This window comes from Luteipulveratus halotolerans (assembly GCF_001247745.1).
Classification (GTDB): Bacteria; Actinomycetota; Actinomycetes; order Actinomycetales; family Dermatophilaceae; genus Luteipulveratus; species Luteipulveratus halotolerans.
On the sequence record NZ_LAIR01000002.1, the window covers coordinates 2,627,680 to 2,648,918 of the forward strand.

Below are 21,239 nucleotides of genomic sequence, written 5' to 3' on the forward strand. Positions count from 1 at the left end.
GTGGAGGGGGCGCTTCACCGGTTCATCCGACTGCTGCGGCTGCACGGTGTACGCATCAGCGTCGCCGAGTCGCTCGACGCCATGCAGGCCGCCGCGCAGCCGAGCGTCCTGATCGACCGTGACGTGCTGCGCGCGGCGCTCGTCTCGACCCTGGTCAAGGACCGACGAGACCTCCTGACGTTCGAGCGGGTCTTCGACCGGTTCTTCGCGCTCGCACCGGTCGTCGAGGACGGCGAGCACGACCACACGCACGAGCACGACGACCTCAGCGACGAGGGCGACCTGGAGCAGTTCACGCTGTCGGACGCCCCTGGCGAGCTCCCCGCCCAGGGGCACGAGCACGGCAAGCCGCAGGACATCCGCCAGTTCTTCAGGCCCGAGGACCTGGCTCAGCAGTACAACCTGCACCAGGAGGCCAACAAGCTCGACATGGCCTCCACCACGGACGAGGTGGTGCTGTCCAAGGACGCACTCGATCAGACCGCGCAGGTGGCGCGAGTCCAGCTGTCGACCACACGGCTGCACAACCCGGGCGTCCCCCGTGAGCTCGCCAAGCAGCCCGGTATGCAGGTGGACGCCGACCTGTCGGTCGCCGAGGAGATGGCCCTTCTCGGCTGGCTCGGCGAGCAGGACCTCCCGGACGAGCTCGACGACGAGGCACCTGACCTCGCCGCACTGCGCGCCCGGCTCGCTCCGCTGCTCGCCGATCTGCCCGAGCGGCTGCGTGAGCACCTGCAACAGCTGATGTCGGTGGAGCACGAGATCGAGACGCGTGAGCACGAGGCCGCCAGGGCCGAGTCCATCGACGAGACAGACCGATTCGCGCTCGAGGAGTCGATCCGACGCATCCTGCGCAACCTGCACGGCTCACCTCGCCCGCGTCGTTCGGTCGCAGCTCAGGGAGTCGTCGACGCACGTCGAACGATGAGGCGCAACATGCGCTACGACGGCGTACCGTTCCGTCCGGTCACCGTGCGCAAGGCGCACGACCGGCCGCGACTCGTCGTCCTCGCCGACGCGTCCCTGTCGGTGCGTGCGACCGCGCGGTTCACCCTCAACCTCGTGCACTCTCTGCAGTCCGTCGCCGCGTCGGTACGCACGTTCGTGTTCGTCGACGACGTCGCTGAGGTGACGGACATGTTCGCCGAGCACCGCATCGACGACGCTCTCACCCGCATCATGTCGGGCCAGGCCGCCGGCGGTCCGCTCGACGTGGACGCCGACTCCGACTACGGCCGCGCCTTCGGCACGTTCCTGGACGAGTTCGGCTCGGTGCTCACCCGGCGTACGACGCTGCTCGTGCTCGGCGACGGCCGCGGCAACGGCCACGACCCCGGTCTGCGGTCCTTCGAGGAGATGGGCCGGCGCGCACGGCACACACTGTGGCTCACGCCCGAGCCCAGGTACTCATGGGGGCTCGGCCGGTGCGATCTGCCGTTGTACGCCGAGCACTGCGACCGGGTGCAGGTCGTGCGCGGCCTCGACACCCTTGAGGACCTGTCGCACGCGATGTCCGAGCCGGTGCGATGAGCCAGGTCACCGGCGTACCGATCGATCCCCTCGGGCCGACCACCGGAGGCGTCTACCGCGACGGGCGGGTCGAGGTGGTGCGCGCCGGCGGAGTGCCACGGCGCGAGGCACGAGCCATCACGCACACCCGCCACTTCGACCTGGAGTCGCTCGGCGGCCGGTTGCGCCTCACACACCGCCTCGCACCCGCCCACATCGACGAAGACCTCACCGCACTGCTCACGACCGAGCTGTTCGACCCCGGCTGGGTACGCGGCTCCGACCTGTTCGAGCGGCTGTTCACCGGGGTCGTCCGCACCATCGATGACGACCCTGCTGTGGCGTGGGAAGCGTTCTACCGCAACACGATTCGTCGTTTTGGGGAGGCTGGGGCCGGCGTGCCCGACAGCATCCACGGGAGCATCGAAGGCTTCGCCCCGGTCTACGACCACGTCGCGGAGCTGACGCCGGCGGGCTCGGTGCTCGAGCTCGGCTGCTGCTTCGGGTTCTTGTCGTTGCGGCTGGCAGTCTCACACGACGTCATCGCCTCTGACGTGTCGGCGGGGACGGTCCGTCTGGTGTCGGCCGTCGCGCCACGGCTCGGTGCGCACGTGCGCACCCTCACCGCCGACGCGGCCCATGTGCCGCTGCCCGACCGCAGTGTCGACACCGTGCTCGCGATCCATCTGCTCGAACACCTCGATCACGGCCATGGCGACCGAGTCGTCGCCGAGGCGGTGCGCATCGCCCGCAGGCGCGTCGTGGTCGCTGTCCCCTACGAGGAGGTGGCCGACGAGGCCTTCGGGCACGTCCGCACGGTCGACGCTGCGGACCTGCGGCGGTGGGGTCGGGCGAGCGGGTCGGCGTACGACGTGCACGACCTGCACGGCGGCTGGTTGGTGATCGACCGGGACCGCTCAGATCACGCCGAGCTTGCTCGCCTCGTAGACCGCCTCGGCCCGACGTGAGACGCCGAGCTTGCGCAGGATGTTGCCGACGTGGAACTTCGCCGTCGCCTCCGAGATGAACAGCTGCGCACCGATGTCCTTGTTGGACAGACCACGAGCCAGCATCTGCAGCACCTCACGCTCGCGGTCGGTGAGGTCCTCGGCGCGCTGCTGCGGTGGTGCGCTCAGACCACGCACCATCGCCGCCGCGCTGCACGCGTCGAAAGCGCTCTCGCCCCGGCTGACATCGCGGATGGCCCGCACGAGGCCACTCGTGTCGACGTCCTTGACGACGTAGCCCTGCGCTCCTGCGCGGACCGCCTTGAGCACGAGCTGCTCGTCGAGGAACGTCGTGAGGACGAGGACCGCCGCCTGCGGATGCTCCTCACGCAGCCGCGCACACAGGTCGAGGCCTTCGGTGTCGGACGCCGAGGAGAGCTTGAGGTCGAGCAGCACGACGCGGGGCCGGCAGTGCGCCACCACCGCGAGCGCCTCCGAGGCGGAGGATGCCTCGCCCACGATGCGCAGGTCGGGCTCGCGCTCCAGGATCGAGCGCAGCCCTTGGCGCAGGATCGCGTGGTCGTCGACGAGCATCACCCCGACTGCGACCGCACCGGGCGCACGGTCGGCCGCCGGGTCGAACGTCGTGGTCGCCCAGGCCTCAGGCTTCGACACGGTCTGCATGGTCGGTTCTCCGTCCGGTCGGTTCGCGGCGTACGAGATGGTCGATGAGGACGCCGTCGCCGTGGCCGACGATCGGCAGGGGCAGCCGCATCTCGACCCGCAGGCCGCCGAGGCGGGCGCGCCGCAGCGCGATCGAGCCGCCCAGGTCTGCGATGCGACGCTGCATGCTCACGAGTCCGCGGTGGCGGCCGTCGCCGTCCGCCGCTGCGGCCAGGCGCAGCATCTGTCGTACGCGCCGCGGGTCGCCTCGACCGTCGTCGGCCACGGTGACGGTGATGGCCTCAGGGCGGTAGCGCAGGCGTACGACGGCGCGGGTCGCCACGGCGTGCATGGCCACGTTGAACAACGCCTCGCCGACCGCACGGGTGACCTCGTGCCCGGCTCCCTCGGGCAGCTCGATGACGTCGCCCTCGACGACGAGGCGTACATCGAGCGTCTGCTGGTGCTGGCGGGCGACCTGCTCGAGCAGCTCGGGCAGAGTGCGCAACGCGTCCTCGTCGTCCTGGTGCAGCGCGTAGATCGCTCGTCGCAGCTGCTCGACCGCGTGCTGTGACAGGTCCTTGGCCCGACCCAGTCCATCGACGACCGACTGCGCTCCGGCACCCAGCGCGGCTGCCTCACCGCGGGCGAGCTCGACCGCCATACCCACCGACAGCACCTGCTGCGACACGGTGTCGTGCAGCTCGCGGGCGATGCGATGCCGCTCGGCGTCGACGACGCGGTGCTGGTTGGCGACGACCAGGCGGCGTTCGGCCTGGCGCAACGACGCGGTGCGCTCGGCGAGGTCGCGCGCCTGGATCGCCGTCTCGTCGTTGAGCTGCTGCGCCCGGCGATGCAGAGCGAGCCCGGCCTGGAACTGCTCGCTGGTGTGCAGAGCGACCGCGGCCTGGTTGGCCAGGATGCGCAGCACGGTCAGGTCGCCGGGCTCCGGGTCGGCGGACAGGCGGTGGCGGGCGACGAGCCGGCCGACCGTCGTACCGTCGAGTGTCATCGCGACCCGCACCCAGCCGGTGTCGTCAACGGCGGACAGCGCATGCCCCGCGCGGATGATCCCGAGCTCGCGGCGGATCGACGCGGGCAGCTCGGCCTCGTCCTGGACCACCCCGGCGTCGCCGTCGACCGCGACGAATCTCGGTCGGGCCCCCGTCAGCCGACCATCGGCGAGACCGAGCACGGTCCAGTCGGCATCGAGGTGCGCGCACGCCGCCCTGGCGACCTGTTCGAGCAGCCCGCGCGGCCCCTCCGCCGTGCGCACCAGTGCCTGCGAGATCGAGTCGAGCGCATGCACCGCACGCTGGAGCCGTTCGTCCGAGCGGCGGTACTCGCGGTAGTAGGACCGCTTGCCGGACCGGACGCCGGTGAGCGCGGCGAGGTCGGGCCGCCTCTCGTTCACAGCGCCGCCCGGAACAGGGCCTCGATCTCGCGGACCGACGCGCTGCGGGGGTTCGTGGTGAGGCAGGCGTCCTCGAGGGTGTTGAGCGCGAGGACAGGCACGTCCTGCTCGGTCACACCGAGGGCCGACAGGCCTGCGGGTACGCCGACGTCGTCGGACAGGCGGCGGATGCGCTCGGCCAGCACCTCGGCGGCCTCCTCACCGGGCATCCCGTGCACCGGCAGGCCCGCTGCGAGCGCCACGTCGAGGAACCGGTCGGGTGTCGCCCTGGCGTTGTAGCGCACCACGTGCGGCAGCAGCACACCGTTGATCACCCCGTGCGGTGCGTCGAGCAGGCCGCCGACCTGGTGGCTCATGGCGTGCGTCGCACCGAGGATCGCGTTGCTGAACGCCAGTCCCGCGTTGAGGCTCGCCTCGGCCATCGCACACCGTGCAGGTTGCTCGGCCGGCTTGTCGACCGTCATGCGCAGGTGAGCCAGCACCCCTCGTACGGCTGAGAGCGCATGGATGTCGGCCAGTGGGTTGTGCGCGAGCGAGACGAACGCCTCGATGCCGTGGGTCAGCGCGTCCAGACCCGTGGCCGCGCTGAGCGCCGTCGGCATCGTCGCCAGCAGCCGGGGATCGGTGATCGAGATGTCGGGTACGAGCGCACGGCCCATGATCGTGACCTTCACCGCGCGCTCGGTGTCGGTGACGATGCAGAACTGCGACACGTCGGCGCCTGTCCCGGACGTCGACGGGATCATCAGCAGCGGCGGGATCGCGTCATGCAGCTGGTCGACACCGCGGTAGGCGAGGATGTCGCCGCCGTTGCCCGCGAGCACCGCGACACCCTTGGCCGCGTCGAGGCAGGAGCCTCCGCCGATGCCGACGATGACGTCACCCTCGTGCTCCCGATAGGCGTCGTACGCCGCCGTGATCTCGTGGTCCTTGGGGTTGGACGTGACCGCCGACCAGATGCGCGGGCGCAACCCGACGTCGGTGAGGTGGTCGAGCAGCTCATCGACCCAACCGGCCTCGATGATCCCGGGATCGGTGACGACGAACGGGCGGCGAGCACCCAGCCGCGTCGCTGCGAAGCCCGCCTCACCCAGCGACCCCGGACCGAACACGATCTCCGGGGCGTGGAACTTCACCAGCGCCGCCGAGGCGTCGACCCCCACCTGCTCGGCTCCCTGGGCGGGCACCGGCTCGGTCGCCGGCAAGGTCAGCGGCGCCGCGAGGTCGTACGCCAGATCCGTCACAGGTCTCCGATCGCCGTTGTGATGTGTCTCACAAAACTACCCACGGCGACGTTGCATACAGGTTGCGCTCACCGTTCACGGTGACCGCGGCGTGATTGTGGCCGGTCGCCTCAGCGCAGCTCGGCGTCGATGCGGTCGATCTGCGCCTGTGCGAGTCGCCGCATCGGCGAGGCCGTGGGCAGTGCCTCGCGCAGCGCGCCCCAGGCGCCGTTGTCGTCCGCGCCCCAGGTGCTGCGGGTCCAGGACGAGAGCAGGTCGGCCCGGCCACTCGTGAGCACCGCCGACGACATCGCGGCGTGGACGCGATCACGCACGTGGACGACCCCCGGTGCTACCGAGTGCGGCAGCAACGGCCCTCGATAGGCACGCACGGCCCCGACCACGTCGCCGACCGCCAGCCGCGCCTCGACACCCGTCCAGTCGGTGACGATGTCGGCGTGCAGGCGATAGGGGCGCGAGCGCAGCACGTCGTCGCCGAGCACCCGCCGCAGCCGGATCAGCTCGGCGCGCACCGTCGAGTCAGCCGTGCCGGACTCGTAGAGACCGCAAGCGATCTCGTCGCCCGACAACCCACGCTCAGCATCGATCAGGAGGGCCAGCACCTCGCTGTGGCGCGGGCTCAGCCGGGTCGTGCGACCGCCAATCGTGAGCCGCATCTCGTCCCGCCCGAGACCGACGACCTCGAGACGCGAACCCCCGCCCTGGGACTCCCGTACGACGGTGAGACCGCCGCCGGCGTCGGGCCGAGAGAGCTCGACCTCGGCGAGCCGAGCGGCCGCCCGCAGCATCGCCATCGTCTGGGGTACGACGATCTCGTCGCCACCGGTCACGTCGAGGATGCCGAGCAGCGAGCCCGAGCGCAGGTCGTGGATCGGGACCGCCGCGCACGACCAGTCCTGCACGGACGAGCGGAAGTGCTCAGCGCGCACGACCTGGACGGGGCGATCGAGCGTGAGCGCCGTGCCGGGCGCGTTGGTGCCGGCAACGCGCTCGTCCCAGGAGCTGCCCTCGACGAAGCCGATCTCCTCGGCGCGACGCAAGGTGGTCGGCGTACCGCACACCCACAGCAGCTGGCCGTGCTCGTCGGAGACAGCCATGAGCGCGTCGCTGGCCCGCGCCGCGTCGGCGAGAACGTCCTCCAGCACCGGGAACGCCCGCGCCAACGGGTGTGCAGCGCGGTAGTCGCTGATCTCGTCGCGGGCGATCGTGATGGGCGCCTCGGCGAGGTCGACCTCGACCCCGGCTGCGGCCGACCGCAGCCACGAGTCCGCCACGAGCGGCCTGGATGTGTGACCCATGTCACTAGTACACCTCGTCGGCGCGACCGCCGCGACCGAAGCCCGCCATCCGATGACGCACCCGTTCCGGCCTCACCGCTGAGTGCGCATGTCGCGCTAGTTCGCGGCGATCTCAACGAGCGCGACATGCGCACTCGGCCAGGAGAGGACGAAGTCGTGCCTGTGGATATCGGTCAGGGCCATCGCGCAGCACCCAAGGTGCTCGCATGCATCCGCCGCGCCCGCTGCCCGCCGCCTGCGGTGCGGTGTTCCTCGTGCGCGAGGTCACCGCCCTCGGCGTCCCGCTCCACCGCCTGCGAGCACGCACCCTGCACACGCCGACGCCCGGCGTACGCACCACGACCGCAGCCTCATCCGTCGCCGATCGTGCCCGCGCGTTCGCTCCGACCCTTCCGCACGACGCGATGCTCAGCCACGAAACCGCTGCCTGTCTGCTGGGGCTCCCGCTCCCGGCGCGGCTCGACCGCACTGATCGTCCGCTGCACGTCATGACACCGACGGGTACGCCGGCGGTCCGGCGGGCTGGTGTCATCGGTCATCGCGGGGCTGAGCTCAGGACCGGCGTACCCGTCAGCGACCACCTCCGCGTGACGTCGCGCCGTGACACCTGGCTCGACCTCGCGCCGCACCTTTCGCTGGAGGACCTCGTCATCCTGGGCGACGCCGTGGTTGGCACCGACGCCGACGAGCTGCTCGCCCTGCGCCACCTCGTACGCCGAAGCCGTGGCATTCGCGGCGTTGTACGCGCTCGCGACGCGCTCGACCTCGTACGGCTCGGCAGTCGCTCACCCCGCGAGTCGTTGACCCGCGTGATCTTCGCCCAGGGCGGGCTGCCCGAGCCCGAGCTCAACGCAGACGTCCTGGACGAGCACGGCGGGTGGCTCGCACAGGTCGACTTCCTCTGGCGGGAGCAGCGGGTCATCGTCGAGTACGACGGCGAGGTTCACGCCGATGCGACCCAGCGCCGCAAGGACGCCCAGCGCCGCAGGCAGCTGATCGCAGCGGGATGGCGGGTGATCGTCCTGACCCGCGATGACATCCCACGCCGGGCTCACGAGGTCGTCCGTGACGTGGCCGGCCTGCTCGCAGCCTGACCCACACACGCCGAGTGCGCATGTCGCGCACCTTCACCGACCCCACTCTCCGCGTCGAGTGCGCATGTCGCGCTAGTTCGCGGCGATCTCAACTAGCGCGACATGCGCACTCGGCCAGAAAGGGCGGGGCTGCCGGGCGCGGAGGCGGCCAGGAGCCGGGGCTCACCTCAGAGCAGGCGGCGCGACATCGCCCACGACGTCAGCTCGTGCCGCGACGAGAGCTGCAGCTTGCGCAGCACCGACGACACGTGGGTCTCGACCGTCTTGACCGAGATGAACAGCTCCTTGGCGACTTCCTTGTACTGGTAGCCGCGCGCGATCAGCCGCATGACCTCGCGCTCGCGGGCGCTCAGCCGGTCGAGCTCCTCGTCGACCTCGGCCACCTCACCGGCCGCCGCCCCGAACGCGTCGAGCACGAAACCGGCCAGCCGCGGCGAGAACACCGCGTCACCGTCGGCGACCCGATGGACCGACCGGATGAGGTCGGCCGGCGAGATCGTCTTGGTGACGTATCCCCTTGCGCCAGAACGGATCACGGCGATGACGTCCTCGGCGGCGTCGGACACCGACAGGGCGAGAAAGCGCACCGGCTTGCCGGACTCGGTGGTCAGGCCGGGGCATCCGCGGACGACGTCGGAGCCGCCGTTGCCCATGCCTCCGGGCAGGTGCACGTCGAGCAGCACGACGTCGGGTCGGGTCTCACGGACGACGGCGATCGCGGTGTCGACGTCGGGTGCCTCGCCCACGATCTCGATCATGTCGTCGAGCTCGGCCTTGACCCCTGAGCGGAACATCCGGTGGTCGTCGACCAGGACGACTCGGGTCCTCGCCGCCGAAGGCTGTGCGGTCATGGCGTGGCCTCCTCGGCCGTCGGGATGGGCAGGTGAAGGCTGACCTCGGTGCCGTCCTCGCGTCGTCGCACCGTAGCCGAGCCGCCGTGCCGCTCCATACGTCCCACGATCGACTCGCGTACGCCGGCGCGGTCACTCGGCACGTCGTCGAGCTCGAACCCGGCGCCGTGGTCGCGCACGAACGCCTCGACCTCGCGGACCCCGACCTCGACGTACGCCGAGATGGGCGGGGCCGCGTGTCGCACCGCGTTGGCGAGGGCCTCACGCAAGGCGCGTACGAGCGCGGCGCCGTCGTCGTCGAGCGCCCGGTCGCCGGTGACGACGAGATCGATCGGCACACCGTGCAGGTCCTCGATCTCATGGGCCGCTTCGGCGACTGCGGTGGCGAGGGTGGCGGCGGACGGCGCGGCGTCGGCGTACAGCCACTGACGCAGCTCGCGCTCCTGTGCGCGTGCGAGCCGCTGCACCGAGGTGGGGTCGTCGGCCCGACGCTGCACGAGCGCGAGCGTCTGCAGCACGGAGTCATGCAGATGGGCGGCGATGTCGGCCTTCTCGGTGGCACGGATGCGCGCGGTCTGCTCCTGGCGGAAGTTGTCCCAGGCACGGATCACGAACGGCGCCGCGAGCAGGACCGTCCCGACGAGGACGACGAGCGTCGCGAGCAGGACGTCGCGCAGGCCGGCGAGTCCGCGCCCCTGGGACGCGACCAGGATGAGTCCGCCGAGGACGAGGAATCCGCCGATCCCGATGCGTAGCAACGACTCTCGGCGGGTGAGGTCGCGGCTGGCGAGCCACTGCTCACGACGCGACCGGTCGAGCATCGACCAGGTGATCAGCAGTCCGACCGCGATCGCCACGAACGGCAGGACGACCCGCGGCGCGATCCGCGCGCCGACGAACGCGCTCGAGGCCACAGCGCCCAGCGCGACGACCCCGCCGATCAGCAGCGCCGTCTTGGGGACGCTCTTGGTGGGTGGGGCCGAGACGTTGTGCTCGCCCTCGGGCATCGTCAGCCACAAGAACCCGTAGACGGCCCAGCCGACCGCGAAGATGCCGGTCACGACGAAGAAGACGCGGACGCCCTCGACCGGGAGGCCGAGGTGACGGGCCACACCGGCCGCCACGCCGCCCAGGTAGCGGCCGTGGCGGGGCCGCAGCAGCGCTGGGCGCTCCTGGACCCCGGCGCCCGGACCGCCGGGTGCGGCGTGCATCGGTGTGGTCATGGCTCCATCTTGACCCACGTCACGCGCCCCGAACGACCGTGAGAGGCCCGACCAGGGGTCGGTCAGGGCGGGTTCAGGGTCGACCCTCATGGCAGCGGACGGCACGCGCCGCCAGAGTGGAGAGCGTGACAGACCAGACTCCGCCTCCGCCCCCGCAGCAGGGGCCACCCACCGGCTCGACGTCGTACGACGGCCAGGGCGCCGCACCCGGGCAGTCCCACGGCCAGCCGCACGGACAGGCCCATGGCGGTGCGTCGTACGACGGCCGCACCGGCACGTGGTCGCACGGCACCGGTGGCTCGGGGCACGACATCTCGTTCGACCGGTTCCTCGGCGCGCTGCGAGACCGCGGGCTGCCGCACCGCTCGGACGAGAAGTGGATCGGCGGCGTGTGCGCCGGCATCGCCGAGCGCCTGCGGGTCGACCCGCTGATCGTGCGCGCGGGTTTCATCCTGCTGGGTCTCGTGCTCGGCGCGGGCGTCACGCTCTACCTGATCGCGTGGCTGCTGCTGCCCGACCGCCGCGGCACGATCCTGCTGGAGCGGGCCGTGCGACACAGTGACGGCGGCGCGATCACGCTCATGGTCGTCACCGTCCTCGTGGTGTCGAGCGGCTTCGGCTGGATGTGGGGCTGGGGCAGCGGCTGGGGCCCTGGCCCGTTGATCCCGCTGCTCGTGATCGGCCTGTGCGTCTGGGCGTACCTGTCCTCCCGCACCGGGCAGCCCGGCGTGGCGCCCACGAGCGACTCCCCCTACAGCAGCGGCGGCAGCATGCCGACACCCGACATGACGCAGGCTCCGGCAGCACCGGCGTACGCCAGTGCCGCGGCCCCGACCACACAGCCGCGGTACGCGTCGACCGCGCCGCCGTCGTCCTGGACGTCGGGCGACGGCCGCACTCCTCCCCCAGCTCCCGTCCCGCGCACACGGATCGAGCCTCAGCCGCCGCGGCCGCGTCGGCGCCCGCTCGGTGCCGCGCTCTCGTGGGCGCTGCTCGGCCTCGCCGCAGCTGTCGGCGGAGTGACCTCGGTCGTCCTGCAGCAGACCGCTCAGGACGACGTCGCGGGCCGGGTCGGCATCGCGGCCGCCCTCGGCGCGATCGGCGCGGGGCTGCTCGCCGCAGGGTTCGCCGGGCGCAAGGCTGCCGGCGTCGCCTTCGTCGGCTGGCTCCTCGCGCTGGTGACCGCCGTGCTGGTGATCCTGCCGAAGGACCTCACCCTCAACGGCGAGTACGGCGACGCGACCTGGACGCCCAGCGCCGCGACGACGCAGAAGTACGAGCTCGCCACCGGCGACGGCCGTCTCGACCTGACGGGTGTGGCGGCTCCGACGTCGCAGGTCGTCGTCCCCGCGAAGGTGTCGTTCGGGCAGCTCACCGTGGTGGTCCCTGCGGGCGTCCCCGTCGAGATCCGCACCCACGTCGGACTCGGCGCACTCGAGGTCGAGGACGGCATCGAGCATGAGATCGGTTGGAAGTCCGACACCGGCGGCAAGGACGTCGACCGCACCATCCGCCTGGGCGCGCAGCCCGCCACGCTGGTCGTCGACGCCAACGTCGGCATCGGCGCGATCTCGATCGAGAGGAAGCCCGCCCGATGAGCACGCCCCAGACCCCGCAGCCGGCCGACTCCGCCGGGCACGACCCGATGCTGCCGACGTGGCGTGACACCCCGACGTACGCCACGGCTGAGCCCGCGGCGCCGGAGCGCACCGATGCAGTCGACGCGGAGCCGAAGCCCGCCGAAACCGTTGACACGCAACAGATCTCGGACGACCAGACCACTGAGGCGCCGGTCGAGCAGCCGGTCGCCGACGAGGCGGCGCCCCCGGAAGGACCCGCAGCTCAGGAGGATGCGGACTCCTACGGGGGCGCCACGGCGGCGGTGCCGGACGACGGGCCTGCACCCGTCGTACCGCCCGCACCGCCGACCCAGCAGTGGGTCCGCGGGCCGTCACCGTTCACGGTGGCTGTCGGCGTGATGTTCCTGGTCGGTGCGGTGCTCGCGATCATCGCGATGACCCAGGACTGGGACCCCGACTGGGCGCTTGTCGGCCCGGGCACGGTGGCGGCGATCGGACTGCTCCTGGCCGCCGCGGGTGTCGCAGCCGCGGTCAGGCGTACGTCCGACTGAGCAGCGGTTGCGCCCATCGCGAGAGGCGGGCGCGCGACAGCTGCACGCCGTCCATCCAGGCCGACGCGGCCGTCGTACCGCCCACGTCGTGGACCACGGGGTCGGTGGGCGTGCGGCACTCGGCGCCGTAGACGAGGCGGATCGCATGGAAGTCCTCGAGCCGGCCGCTGGGCGCACGCCCGACCCAGTGCTGGGTGACGACGTCGAGGGGGCCCGTCAGCTGGACGTGCTGACCGGTCTCCTCCCACACCTCACGCAGCACGGCGTCGTCGGGTTCTTCGTGGTCGTCGAGGCCGCCACCGGGCAGGCCCCACTGACCGGCCACACCCGTACGCCGCGACGCCTGGCTGACCAGGATGCCGCGCGAGCTGGTGACGACGGCGTACGCCGCGACGCGCTGGTAGCGCACCGGGAGCTCGTTGTCGCCGACCACCAGACCGGGAGCGTGGGGCACCGACCGCGCCGCCCGGGGCCGGGCGGGCACGCGTGTGACGCGGTAGGTCACGACGATCTGCACCTGTGGCGTGCGGGCCGAGGCGATGCTGACGAGCTGACCGGCCTCCCAGCCCTGCTCGCGCAGTGCGGTCTGCGGGTCGTCGCCGTGCCGCAGCGGGCGTTCGACGCAGACGCTGCCGCCGCGGTCGATGCCGCGCACCAGCACCTGTGGTGCCGCGTGGGCACCCTGGGTCGCCATCGGTCATCCCCCTGTCTGCTGCTGCGCGGCCCGGGAGTACAGCGCGATCGTCTCGTCGACGACCCGCGGCCAGGCCTGACGCGGCTGCGTCTGCACATTGTGCCGCCGCATCCGCGAGCGCAGCACCTCATCGCGAGCAAGCCGCGCGATGGCTCCGGCCATCTGGCTGTCGTCGTCGACGAGCAGACCGTTGACCTCGTCGTCGACGAACTCGGTGATGCCGCTGTGGTGAGGGCCGATGACCGGCAGCCCCGTCGTGCGCGCCTCGAGCGCCGCGATGCCGAACGCCTCGAGGTCGGCGGGCGCGATGTAGAGGTCGGACTCGACGTAGCGCTGGTGCAGCTCGTGGCGCGAGAGACGCCCGGGCAGGCTCACCCAGTCGTGGGCGCCGTGCTGCTCGACCCACTTCTCCATGCGGCCGCGCTGCGAGCCCTCGCCGAGGACCTCCAGGTGCAGGTCGACGCCGGGCGCCAGCGCGCGCGCCTGGCGCATGACCTCCAGCAGCTCGACCGGGCGCTTGCGCACCGCGAGCCGCATCGCCGTCACGGCGCGTACGGAGTCGTGGGGCTTCTTGTCGACCGAGACCCAGCGCTCGACGTCGATGCCGTTGGGCAGCACCGACACGGGTACGCCGGGCACCATCGCCCGCAGCGGCTCGGCAGCGACGTCGGACACCGCGGACAGTGCGGCGCCCCGGCGTGCCCAGCGGCCGAGGTATCCGTGCGTGCGCACGGCAGGTGCGGCCCAGGCCAGGACGCAGTGCCAGGTCACCGCCGTCGGCATCCCGAGGCCGAGAGTCACGCGCGTGGCGTCCATCGCGAACGGGCTGACCACGCCCATGTGGACGTGGGCGACGTCGAAGCCGCCGTCGAGCAGCCGCCTGCGCAGCTCGGGCGGCGCGAAGGGGTTGACCGGCAGGTCACCGGGCAGCGGGATCGCGAGGCGGTGCACCGGGATGTCGTCGATGACCTCGGTGACCTTGCGCTCGCCCGAGGCGGCGCGGGTCGCGGTGAACGCCTCGACCTCGTGCCCGGCGTCACGCAGATGGCGCGCGAGATCGTGGACCTGGACCTCGATGCCACCGAGCCGAGGCAGGTAGCAGTCCGACAGCAGGGCCACCTTCACGGGTCACAGCCTGTCATGCGTCAGGATGTCTCCTGATGCCGCACACGCTGGTCACCTTTCACGCCCACCCTGACGACGAGGCGCTGCTCACCGCAGGCACGATGGCGCGCGCCGCCGCCGAGGGGCACCGGGTCGTGCTCGTCGTCGCCACCGACGGCGACCTCGGACTGGCGGCGTCGTCGTACGGCTCGGGTGAGTCCCTCGGTTCACGACGCCTCGCCGAGCTGCGTGAGAGCGCCGCAGCGATCGGGGTCCACCGGGTCGAGCACCTCGGCTATGCCGACAGCGGCCTCGGGCCTGAGCTGTACGAGGACCCTCCTGGCCGTACCCGGTTCGTGCGCGCACCGGTCGAGGAGTCGGCGCAGCGCCTGGCCGACATCCTGCGCGAGGAGCAGGCCGACGTCCTCATGCACTACGACCCTGCGGGCGGCTACGGCCACCGCGACCACGTCCAGGTCCACCGCGTCGGCACGCGTGCGGCCGAGCTCGCCGGCACACCGCGGGTGCTGCAGGCGACGGTGCCGCGTGACCTGATCGCCCGGGCCGTCGGCCTGGTCGCGAAGGTCTACCGGTTCCCGCCCGACTTCGACCTGCCGGCGTTCCAGCGCTCGTTCAGCGCACGCGCCGACATCACCGACCGCATCTCCGTACGCCGACACATCGCGGCCAAGCGGGCGGCGATGCGGGCGCACGCGTCACAGGCCTCGGCCGACGACGGCGCGGACCGCACGCTCGCGATGTTCCTGAAGATCCCCCGCCCGCTGTACGACGTGGTGTTCGGTCGGGAGTGGTTCGTCGACCCGGCGTACGACGGGCGCGTGCGGCGCGACATCTTCGAGGGACTGTGATGGCAGACGAGAAGCTCGAGGTCGACCCGGCCGAGGCTCCGACGATGCCGCAGCTGAGCCCGCGCACGATCATCCAGGCGGTCGTGGGGCTGTCGCTCGCCGTCGCGATCATCGCGTGGGGGCTGCCGCACTTCGCCGAGACCAGCTGGAGCCAGATCGGCCACCACCTGGACCGGGTCGGCTGGATGGTGACGCTGGAGCTGCTGGGCCTGGTGTTCTTCGGGCTGTGGCTCTACACGTTCACGCTGACCGGTTCGCTGCCGGGGCTCACGCACGGCAAGGCTCTGATGATGAATGTCGCCGGCTCGGCCGTCGGCAACCTGCTGCCCGGAGGCGGCGCAGCCGGGGTGGCCGTCACCTATCTGTTCGGCCGCAGCTGGGGTTTCTCACGCCTGGCGATCTCGACGTCGGTGATCGTGAGCGGGGTCTGGAACGTCCTGGCGCGGGTCGGTCTGCCGTTCCTCGGCATCGCCATGCTCTCGCTCGACCAGACGGCACTACCGAGGTCCGTACGGCAGGGCGCGCTGATCGGCGGTCTCGGCGGGCTGATCGTCCTGCTGGTGTTCATCGCGATGGTCGTCAGCGAGCGCTGGGCGGGGCGCCTGGGTGTCCTGCTCGACCGGTGGTTCGGCCACTGGATCGCCCGACTGCGCCGGGGTGACAAGAAGGGCGAGCGCATCGACCTCAAGGCCGTCCTGCAGAACCAGCGTTCGCGGCTCGCGAGCGTCACCAAGACGGGCTGGTTCCCGATGACGGTCGGGGTGACCGGCTTCCTCGGGATCTACTTCGTGCTGTTCTGGCGCACGATGGCCGCGGTGGGTGTCGACATCCCGACCCCCAAGCTGTTCGCCGCGTACGCCATCGGCCGGCTGCTCACCGCGGTCGGGGTGACGCCCGGCGGGCTCGGCGTCACCGAGGCCGGCACGTTGGCGGTGCTGGTGGCGTGGGGCGCCGACAAGCCGGCAGCGGCCGCGGGTGTGCTGCTGTTCGCGATCTTCACCCACATCGCCGAGGTGCCGTTGGGGGCGCTGGGCTGGCTCGGCTGGAGCCTCACCCCGAAGGTCGTCCCACCGGACTGAGGCAGGTCGCCGTCGCGCGCGGCACTCGCAGACGGGCGGGTGGTCGGTGGGGCGGCCCTCAACCGCGCTCGGCTCGCTCCTTGAGTCGCTGCAGGGTGGCCTGGATGTTGGCCGTGTTGGTGGTGACCCGGTCGCTCACACCGGTGAACGGCGTCGTCACCGGCTTGAACCAGCCCGGACGCCGGTCCCAGGTGCTCTCGACGACGCGGCAGCCGGTGCTGGTCGGCTCGATGGCGTACTCCCAGCGCGACACCGGGATGCCGAGCTCGTTGACGTCGAACGCGAACCGGCGGCCCGGCTCGGCGTCGGCGATCCGGCTGATCGTGGGCCAGCGGCGCCAGCCGTTCTGGTTGAGCCCGACGAAGTAGGCACCCTGACGGCCGGCGTCCTGGCGACGGTGCAGCACCTTCGTCGTCTCGGAGGAGATCGCGGCGAGGCCGCGCGGGTCGCTCACGATGGCGTAGACCGCCTCGGCGGGGGCGTCGATGTCGATCTGGGCGGAGGCGCTCGGGCTCGTCATGGCCCGATCCTGTCAGGCCCGACGTGCCCCTGTGAGGCCGAGACCGGCGTACGGGACGGACCGGTCAGGTGAGGTGACGGTCGGCGTACGACGCGGCCCACACGATCGTGCCGGACACCGCGAGCCCGATGGCCCCGAGCGCCACCACGGCCAGCCCGAGGTTGACGTCGCCGTCGGCCGGGCGGATGCCCCACGACACCAGCAGCATCCCGACGAACGCTCCTCCGACCAGTGCCAGCCACGACCGCGCGGTGGGCACCTCCGGTGCGACCGTACGACGACGCTGGGCCGCCGAGACGAGCAGGAGCGCCAGGCCGGTCCAGGCGAGGACGACACCGGCCGCCGCGACCACGTCGGAGGGGCGGTGCCAGTGACCGACGATCGTGCCCGCGGCGACGAACGTCGCGACGAAGCCCGCAGCCGGGATGATCACCCAGCGCCACACGGCCGGCGCGACGAGCACGGCGGCCACGGCGACCGACAACGACACCGTGGTGTGCCCGCTCGGTGAGCTGTTGCTGACGTCGTCGATGCGCTCGAAGACCTTGTACTTCAGCACCTGCGTGGTGACGTTGGCGCCCACGATCAGCACCACCGCACCGGCCGCGAGCGCGAACCGACCGCGCAGCAGCGCCACCGTCGTACACCCCACGAGGCACAGCCCGACGCTGAGCATCGTGACCGAGGTGAGGACGTCGACCATCTTCATCCACGCCACCGCCGAGTCGCCGAGCGAGCGCATCATCCGGTCGTCGAGGGTGATGCCGCGCCCGGAGCGCAGCCCGAACGTCACGCACGCCGCGACCAGGCCGACCCCGAACACGATCATCAGCAACGGGGTCGTCACCGCCACACGACGCGACGCATCAGGCACCGCGGCCTGCGTCGGTCGGCGTACGGCACGGATGGTCATGTCCCCAGTGTGCGTGCCGGTCTTGAACGTCTCCTGGATGGCACCTGGGCAGGTATTCATTCGATCTGCGCGCACTCCTGAACCCTGTCAACGGCGCCGCTCGCCCGGGCGTCCTTGATGTCGAAGCACCGCACCACGGGGGCGCGGTGCCCGTGACCTCGGGGGAAGTCATGTCACACGCATCGATCACTGCTGCCGTCTGCGCAGCCGCAACAGCCGTCGTCGTCGCAGGCGGCGCGACCGTCGTACCGGCCAGGGCCTCGGGTACGCCGGCCACGACCTCGGCGGCACCGGCTGCGACGGCCGCGTTCACGGACATCTACTTCACGTTCGACGACGGCCCGCACCCGACGTGGACTCCACGCGTGCTCGCCGTGCTGCGCAAGTACAACGCGAGGGCGACGTTCTTCATGGTCGGCCAGAACGTCGTCCGCTATCCGTACCTGCTCAGCAGCGTCCGCGCCTACGGGCATCACACGTCCAACCACACCTGGTCGCACCCGAACCTCACCCAGCTGAGCACCGCGAGCGTCACCTGGCAGCTGAACAAGACCGACGCAGCGATGGGCAGCACGCGACGCAAGTGCGTGCGGCCGCCGTACGGTGCGACCAACGACCGGATCCGTTCGATCATCAGCGCCCGCGGCCAGCGGCAGGTGCTGTGGAACATCGACACCCGCGACTGGTCGCGGCCCGGGACGACGACGATCTACAACCGGATCGTCTACAACGCCCGGCCCGGCCGGATCGTCCTGATGCACGACGGCGGCGGCGACCGCTCACAGACGGTGGCCGCCCTCGACCGCGCGCTCGCCAACCTGCGGTCACGGGGCTACACGTTCAGGTACATCCCGTACTGCTGACCCGCCTCACGCCCGGCTCGCGCTGCGCGCCCGTCTTCAGCGTGCGCTGGTCACTCCCACTCGATGGTGCCCGGCGGCTTGCTCGTCACGTCGAGCACGACGCGGTTGACCTCGGGCACCTCGTTGGTGATGCGATTGGAGATCTTGGCGAGCACGTCGTACGGCAGGCGGGTCCAGTCGGCGGTCATGGCGTCCTCGGACGAGACCGGGCGCAGCACGATCGGGTGGCCGTAGGTGCGGCCGTCACCCTGCACCCCGACCGAGCGCACGTCGGCGAGCAGCACGACCGGGCACTGCCAGATGTCGCGGTCGAGCTCGGCGGCGGTGAGCTCTTCGCGGGCGATCTTGTCGGCGGCGCGCAGGATCTCGAGGCGCTCGGCCGTGATCTCGCCGACGATGCGGATGCCGAGGCCCGGGCCGGGGAACGGCTGACGCCACACGATGCCCTCGGGCACGCCCAGCTCGAGACCGACCTGGCGTACCTCGTCCTTGAACAGCGCCTTGAGCGGCTCGACCAGCGAGAACTTCAGGTCGTCAGGCAGGCCGCCGACGTTGTGGTGGCTCTTGATGTTGGCCGCGCCGGCGCCGCCGCCGGACTCGACGACGTCGGGGTAGAGCGTGCCCTGGACCAGGAACTCGACCGGGTGCTCGTTGTCGCCTCGGTCCTGCACGATGTCGCGCGCGGCCTGCTCGAACACGCGGATGAACTCGCGCCCGATGATCTTGCGCTTCTCCTCGGGGTCGCTCACACCGGCGAGCGCTTCGAGGTAGCGGTCCTTGGCGTCGATGACGACCAGGTCGACACCGGTCGCCGCGACGAAGTCCTTCTCGACCTGTTCGGCCTCACCGTCGCGCAGCAGCCCGTGGTCGACGAACACACACGTGAGCCGGTCGCCGATGGCCTTCTGCACCAGCGCCGCGGCCACCGAGGAGTCGACGCCGCCGGACATCGCGCAGATCGCCCGCGACTCGCCCACCTGCTCACGCACCTGCTCGACGAGCTCCTCGGCCATGTTGGCCGGAGTCCAGTCGGCCTCCAGCCCGGCGCCGCGCAGGAGGAAGTTCTCCAGCACACGCTGGCCGAACGTGGAGTGCAGGACCTCGGGGTGCCACTGCACGCCGTACAGCTTGCGCTCGTCGTCCTCGAACGCTGCGACCTCGGTGCCGGAGGTGCGGGCCGTGACGCGTACGCCGTCGGGCGCCTCGCTGACCGAGTCGCCGTGCGACATCCACACCGACTGCTGGTCGGGCTGGCCGTTGAACAGCGTCGAGGAGGTGTCGATGACAGCGGCCATCGTCGCGCCGTACTCGCGCAGACCGGTCTGAGCGACCGTGCCGCCGAGGGCGTTGACCATCGCCTGGAAGCCGTAGCAGATACCGAAGACCGGCACGCCCGCGTCGAGCAGTGCTGCGTCGATGCCCGGGGCGTCGTCGGCGTAGACGGACGAGGGGCCACCGGACAGCACGATCGCCTGCGGCTGCCGGGCGAGCATCTCGGAGACGGGCATCGTGTGCGGGACGACCTCGCTGTAGAGCGCGGCCTCGCGCACGCGGCGCGCGATCAGCTGGGCGTACTGGGCGCCGAAGTCGACGACGAGGACGGGACGGTCCTGGAGGGGGGCTTCGCTCACCGGGTCAGGCTACCGGGCGGCCTGCTGGGACGGCGCGGCCGCCAGCTGCGCCTCGGCGTCGCCGGCCACCTTGCGCTCGACCCAGAACGACAGGAACGGCACGCACCCGGCGAGGACCACGAGCACCGTACGACCCAGCGGCCAGCGCAGCTCGAGCCCGAGGAGCACGGTCGCGAGGACGTACACGATGAAGATGAAGCCGTGCGGCTGCGGCCACCAGTCGAGGGCGCCGTTGTCGAAGCCGTAGTGCAGCACCATCTCGAGGCAGAGCACGAGCAGCCCGATGCCGACGATGAACGCCATCACCTTGAAGAAGGTCAGCCGCTTGCGCGCCTTGTCGGCGTCGATGCGGGCGGGCTGGGCGACGGGGTCAGACATGGACATCCTTCGTGGTGTGGGGCGAGCGGTCGGTCTCGGGGTCGGGCTCGGCGGCAGCACGCGCGGCGAGCTCGTCGCGGTGGTCCTCCTGGACGCTGCGCCACCAGAAGTACAGCGCGAACGCCGCGAACGCCCACCACTGCAGGGCGTATCCGACGTTGCGCCAGTCGCGGCTGCCGCCGTCGGGCTGCGGCGGTGGCACCTTGGTGATCGTGGCCGTAGTGGCGACGGGCTGCTCGCTCATGCCGAACACGAACGCGTTGTACGCGTTGCCACCCCAGACGTTGAGCAGGGCGCCGATGTCGACCGAGCCGATCTGCCCGGCGGGATAGGCCTGCTCCCCCTCGGCGGGTGACTCACTCGGTGCGAGCGCCCCCACCACGGTGGTGCGGCGTACGACGGGCGGTGTCGCCTGCGCGGGCGAGGTCACGAACCCGCGGACCACCGCGAGGCGGGCGTTCGTGCCGTCCACCACCAGCGGCGTCACGACCCACAGTCCGTCGCGACCGTCGAGTCGGCGGTCCGGGACGAGCACCTGGTGAGCGACGTCGTAGCTGCCGGTGGCGCGCACGCGCCGCAGCGACCCGTCCTTCGGGAAGTCGGCGTGCGGCTGCACGTAGTCGGTGAGGGCGACGACGGGCTGCTGCGGGCCCTTGCGCAGCGCATCAGCGCGCGCGTCGTCACCGGCGACGCCCCACTGCCAGCGACCGAGCAGCACGAACACCACCGCGGCGATCAGCGCGACCGCCAGCAGCACGATGTTGCGCGGTCGGCGCGCGGTCTGCAGCACGCCCTCCAGAGTAAGTCGCGCGCC

Annotated in this window: 21 protein-coding genes; 8 read left to right on the forward strand and 13 right to left on the reverse strand. The window is 71.5% G+C overall.

Annotated elements, in window-relative coordinates; translation table 11 throughout:
- On the forward strand, positions 1 to 1,530 hold the full coding sequence (locus VV01_RS13200) for a VWA domain-containing protein (protein ID WP_050670294.1): 1,530 nt from the start codon (positions 1 to 3) through the stop codon (positions 1,528 to 1,530).
- Positions 1,527 to 2,477 (forward strand): mycofactocin oligosaccharide methyltransferase MftM, encoded by a 951-nt coding sequence (gene mftM / locus VV01_RS13205; protein ID WP_050670295.1) that lies wholly within the window; start codon positions 1,527 to 1,529, stop codon positions 2,475 to 2,477. The genes VV01_RS13200 and mftM overlap by 4 nt, the downstream gene beginning before the upstream one ends.
- Here mftM and VV01_RS13210 read toward each other — a convergent pair.
- The 4 genes from VV01_RS13210 to VV01_RS13225 form a co-directional block, all read right to left on the reverse strand.
- Positions 2,427 to 3,131: a MadR family response regulator transcription factor gene (locus VV01_RS13210; RefSeq protein ID WP_269431125.1), complete on the reverse strand. Its 705-nt coding sequence runs from the start codon at positions 3,129 to 3,131 to the stop codon at positions 2,427 to 2,429. The two genes, mftM and VV01_RS13210, sit on opposite strands and share 51 nt — an antisense overlap.
- The gene (locus VV01_RS13215) at positions 3,118 to 4,533 is read right to left on the reverse strand and encodes a MadS family sensor histidine kinase (RefSeq protein ID WP_071606380.1); all 1,416 of its coding nucleotides are present in this window, start codon (positions 4,531 to 4,533) and stop codon (positions 3,118 to 3,120) included. The genes VV01_RS13210 and VV01_RS13215 overlap by 14 nt, the downstream gene beginning before the upstream one ends.
- Positions 4,530 to 5,777: an iron-containing alcohol dehydrogenase gene (locus tag VV01_RS13220; RefSeq protein WP_231635233.1), complete on the reverse strand. Its 1,248-nt coding sequence runs from the start codon at positions 5,775 to 5,777 to the stop codon at positions 4,530 to 4,532. The genes VV01_RS13215 and VV01_RS13220 overlap by 4 nt, the downstream gene beginning before the upstream one ends.
- Before the next feature lie 110 nt (positions 5,778 to 5,887).
- Positions 5,888 to 7,075, reverse strand: a complete 1,188-nt coding sequence (locus tag VV01_RS13225) for a helix-turn-helix domain-containing protein (RefSeq protein WP_050670296.1) — start codon at positions 7,073 to 7,075, stop codon at positions 5,888 to 5,890.
- A 206-nt stretch (positions 7,076 to 7,281) separates the two neighbouring features.
- On the opposite strand from VV01_RS13225, the gene VV01_RS13230 reads away from it, so the two are divergent.
- Entirely contained in the window at positions 7,282 to 8,169 is an 888-nt protein-coding gene (locus VV01_RS13230; RefSeq protein ID WP_050670297.1) for an endonuclease domain-containing protein, read from the forward strand.
- A gap of 167 nt (positions 8,170 to 8,336) precedes the next feature.
- Here the strand turns inward: VV01_RS13230 and VV01_RS13235 are convergent, their stop codons facing one another.
- The gene (locus VV01_RS13235; RefSeq protein ID WP_050670298.1) at positions 8,337 to 9,020 is read right to left on the reverse strand and encodes a LuxR C-terminal-related transcriptional regulator; all 684 of its coding nucleotides are present in this window, start codon (positions 9,018 to 9,020) and stop codon (positions 8,337 to 8,339) included.
- Positions 9,017 to 10,243 carry an ATP-binding protein gene (locus tag VV01_RS13240; RefSeq protein WP_231635234.1) on the reverse strand — a complete coding sequence of 409 codons (1,227 nt, stop codon included), beginning with the start codon at positions 10,241 to 10,243 and terminating at the stop codon, positions 9,017 to 9,019. The genes VV01_RS13235 and VV01_RS13240 overlap by 4 nt, the downstream gene beginning before the upstream one ends.
- Positions 10,244 to 10,368: 125 nt before the next feature.
- On the opposite strand from VV01_RS13240, the gene VV01_RS23360 reads away from it, so the two are divergent.
- Together VV01_RS23360 and VV01_RS13250 are read left to right on the forward strand one after the other, a co-directional pair.
- Positions 10,369 to 11,841, forward strand: coding sequence for a PspC domain-containing protein (locus tag VV01_RS23360; RefSeq protein WP_197275040.1), 1,473 nt, complete (start codon positions 10,369 to 10,371; stop codon positions 11,839 to 11,841).
- Positions 11,838 to 12,374 (forward strand): hypothetical protein, encoded by a 537-nt coding sequence (locus VV01_RS13250; RefSeq protein WP_050670300.1) that lies wholly within the window; start codon positions 11,838 to 11,840, stop codon positions 12,372 to 12,374. Before VV01_RS23360 ends, VV01_RS13250 begins: the two co-directional genes overlap by 4 nt.
- On the opposite strand, the gene VV01_RS13255 is transcribed toward VV01_RS13250, so the two are convergent.
- Both VV01_RS13255 and VV01_RS13260 read right to left on the reverse strand, forming a co-directional pair.
- Positions 12,355 to 13,068, reverse strand: a complete 714-nt coding sequence (locus VV01_RS13255; RefSeq protein ID WP_050670301.1) for an NUDIX hydrolase — start codon at positions 13,066 to 13,068, stop codon at positions 12,355 to 12,357. The genes VV01_RS13250 and VV01_RS13255 overlap by 20 nt on opposite strands.
- A gap of 3 nt (positions 13,069 to 13,071) precedes the next feature.
- A complete protein-coding gene (locus VV01_RS13260; protein WP_050670302.1) occupies positions 13,072 to 14,193 on the reverse strand; it encodes a glycosyltransferase family 4 protein in 1,122 nt (373 codons plus the stop codon).
- Positions 14,194 to 14,228: 35 nt separating this feature from the next.
- Here VV01_RS13260 and VV01_RS13265 point away from each other — a divergent pair, with 35 nt between their 5' ends.
- Positions 14,229 to 15,041, forward strand: a complete 813-nt coding sequence (locus tag VV01_RS13265) for a PIG-L deacetylase family protein (protein WP_050670303.1) — start codon at positions 14,229 to 14,231, stop codon at positions 15,039 to 15,041.
- The gene (locus VV01_RS13270; RefSeq protein ID WP_082220967.1) at positions 15,041 to 16,120 is read left to right on the forward strand and encodes a lysylphosphatidylglycerol synthase transmembrane domain-containing protein; all 1,080 of its coding nucleotides are present in this window, start codon (positions 15,041 to 15,043) and stop codon (positions 16,118 to 16,120) included. The genes VV01_RS13265 and VV01_RS13270 overlap by 1 nt, the downstream gene beginning before the upstream one ends.
- A 58-nt stretch (positions 16,121 to 16,178) precedes the next feature.
- Here the strand turns inward: VV01_RS13270 and VV01_RS13275 are convergent, their stop codons facing one another.
- Together VV01_RS13275 and VV01_RS13280 are read right to left on the reverse strand one after the other, a co-directional pair.
- Complete coding sequence (locus VV01_RS13275) at positions 16,179 to 16,640, reverse strand: SRPBCC family protein (protein WP_050670304.1); 462 nt, start codon at positions 16,638 to 16,640, stop codon at positions 16,179 to 16,181.
- A gap of 64 nt (positions 16,641 to 16,704) precedes the next feature.
- Positions 16,705 to 17,553 (reverse strand): phosphatase PAP2 family protein, encoded by an 849-nt coding sequence (locus tag VV01_RS13280; protein WP_050670305.1) that lies wholly within the window; start codon positions 17,551 to 17,553, stop codon positions 16,705 to 16,707.
- A gap of 170 nt (positions 17,554 to 17,723) precedes the next feature.
- Here VV01_RS13280 and VV01_RS13285 point away from each other — a divergent pair, with 170 nt between their 5' ends.
- Positions 17,724 to 18,416, forward strand: coding sequence for a polysaccharide deacetylase family protein (locus VV01_RS13285; protein ID WP_082220969.1), 693 nt, complete (start codon positions 17,724 to 17,726; stop codon positions 18,414 to 18,416).
- A 50-nt stretch (positions 18,417 to 18,466) separates the two neighbouring features.
- Here VV01_RS13285 and guaA read toward each other — a convergent pair whose 3' ends face one another.
- The 3 genes from guaA to VV01_RS13300 are packed head-to-tail and all read right to left on the reverse strand — an operon-like array spanning position 18,467 to position 21,215.
- Positions 18,467 to 20,047, reverse strand: a complete 1,581-nt coding sequence (gene guaA, locus VV01_RS13290; protein WP_050670306.1) for a glutamine-hydrolyzing GMP synthase — start codon at positions 20,045 to 20,047, stop codon at positions 18,467 to 18,469.
- A 9-nt stretch (positions 20,048 to 20,056) separates the two neighbouring features.
- On the reverse strand, positions 20,057 to 20,425 hold the full coding sequence (locus VV01_RS13295) for a DUF3817 domain-containing protein (RefSeq protein ID WP_050670307.1): 369 nt from the start codon (positions 20,423 to 20,425) through the stop codon (positions 20,057 to 20,059).
- Positions 20,418 to 21,215 (reverse strand): SURF1 family protein, encoded by a 798-nt coding sequence (locus tag VV01_RS13300; protein ID WP_050670308.1) that lies wholly within the window; start codon positions 21,213 to 21,215, stop codon positions 20,418 to 20,420. The genes VV01_RS13295 and VV01_RS13300 overlap by 8 nt, the downstream gene beginning before the upstream one ends.
- Positions 21,216 to 21,239: the final 24 nt, after the last annotated feature.

Bases quoted from the DNA above. Each gene is read 5' to 3' on its own strand.
- mftM (WP_050670295.1), top strand. From the start codon at position 1,527: ATGAGCCAGGTCACCGGCGTACCGATCGATCCCCTCGGGCCGACCACC.
- VV01_RS13225 (WP_050670296.1), bottom strand. From the start codon at position 7,075: ATGGGTCACACATCCAGGCCGCTCGTGGCGGACTCGTGGCTGCGGTCG.
- VV01_RS13230 (WP_050670297.1), top strand. From the start codon at position 7,282: ATGCATCCGCCGCGCCCGCTGCCCGCCGCCTGCGGTGCGGTGTTCCTC.
- VV01_RS13235 (WP_050670298.1), bottom strand. From the start codon at position 9,020: ATGACCGCACAGCCTTCGGCGGCGAGGACCCGAGTCGTCCTGGTCGAC.
- VV01_RS13240 (WP_231635234.1), bottom strand. From the start codon at position 10,243: ATGACCACACCGATGCACGCCGCACCCGGCGGTCCGGGCGCCGGGGTC.
- VV01_RS13250 (WP_050670300.1), top strand. From the start codon at position 11,838: ATGAGCACGCCCCAGACCCCGCAGCCGGCCGACTCCGCCGGGCACGAC.
- VV01_RS13255 (WP_050670301.1), bottom strand. From the start codon at position 13,068: ATGGCGACCCAGGGTGCCCACGCGGCACCACAGGTGCTGGTGCGCGGC.
- VV01_RS13265 (WP_050670303.1), top strand. From the start codon at position 14,229: ATGCCGCACACGCTGGTCACCTTTCACGCCCACCCTGACGACGAGGCG.
- VV01_RS13270 (WP_082220967.1), top strand. From the start codon at position 15,041: ATGGCAGACGAGAAGCTCGAGGTCGACCCGGCCGAGGCTCCGACGATG.
- VV01_RS13275 (WP_050670304.1), bottom strand. From the start codon at position 16,640: ATGACGAGCCCGAGCGCCTCCGCCCAGATCGACATCGACGCCCCCGCC.
- VV01_RS13280 (WP_050670305.1), bottom strand. From the start codon at position 17,553: ATGACCATCCGTGCCGTACGCCGACCGACGCAGGCCGCGGTGCCTGAT.
- VV01_RS13285 (WP_082220969.1), top strand. From the start codon at position 17,724: ATGTCACACGCATCGATCACTGCTGCCGTCTGCGCAGCCGCAACAGCC.
- VV01_RS13295 (WP_050670307.1), bottom strand. From the start codon at position 20,425: ATGTCTGACCCCGTCGCCCAGCCCGCCCGCATCGACGCCGACAAGGCG.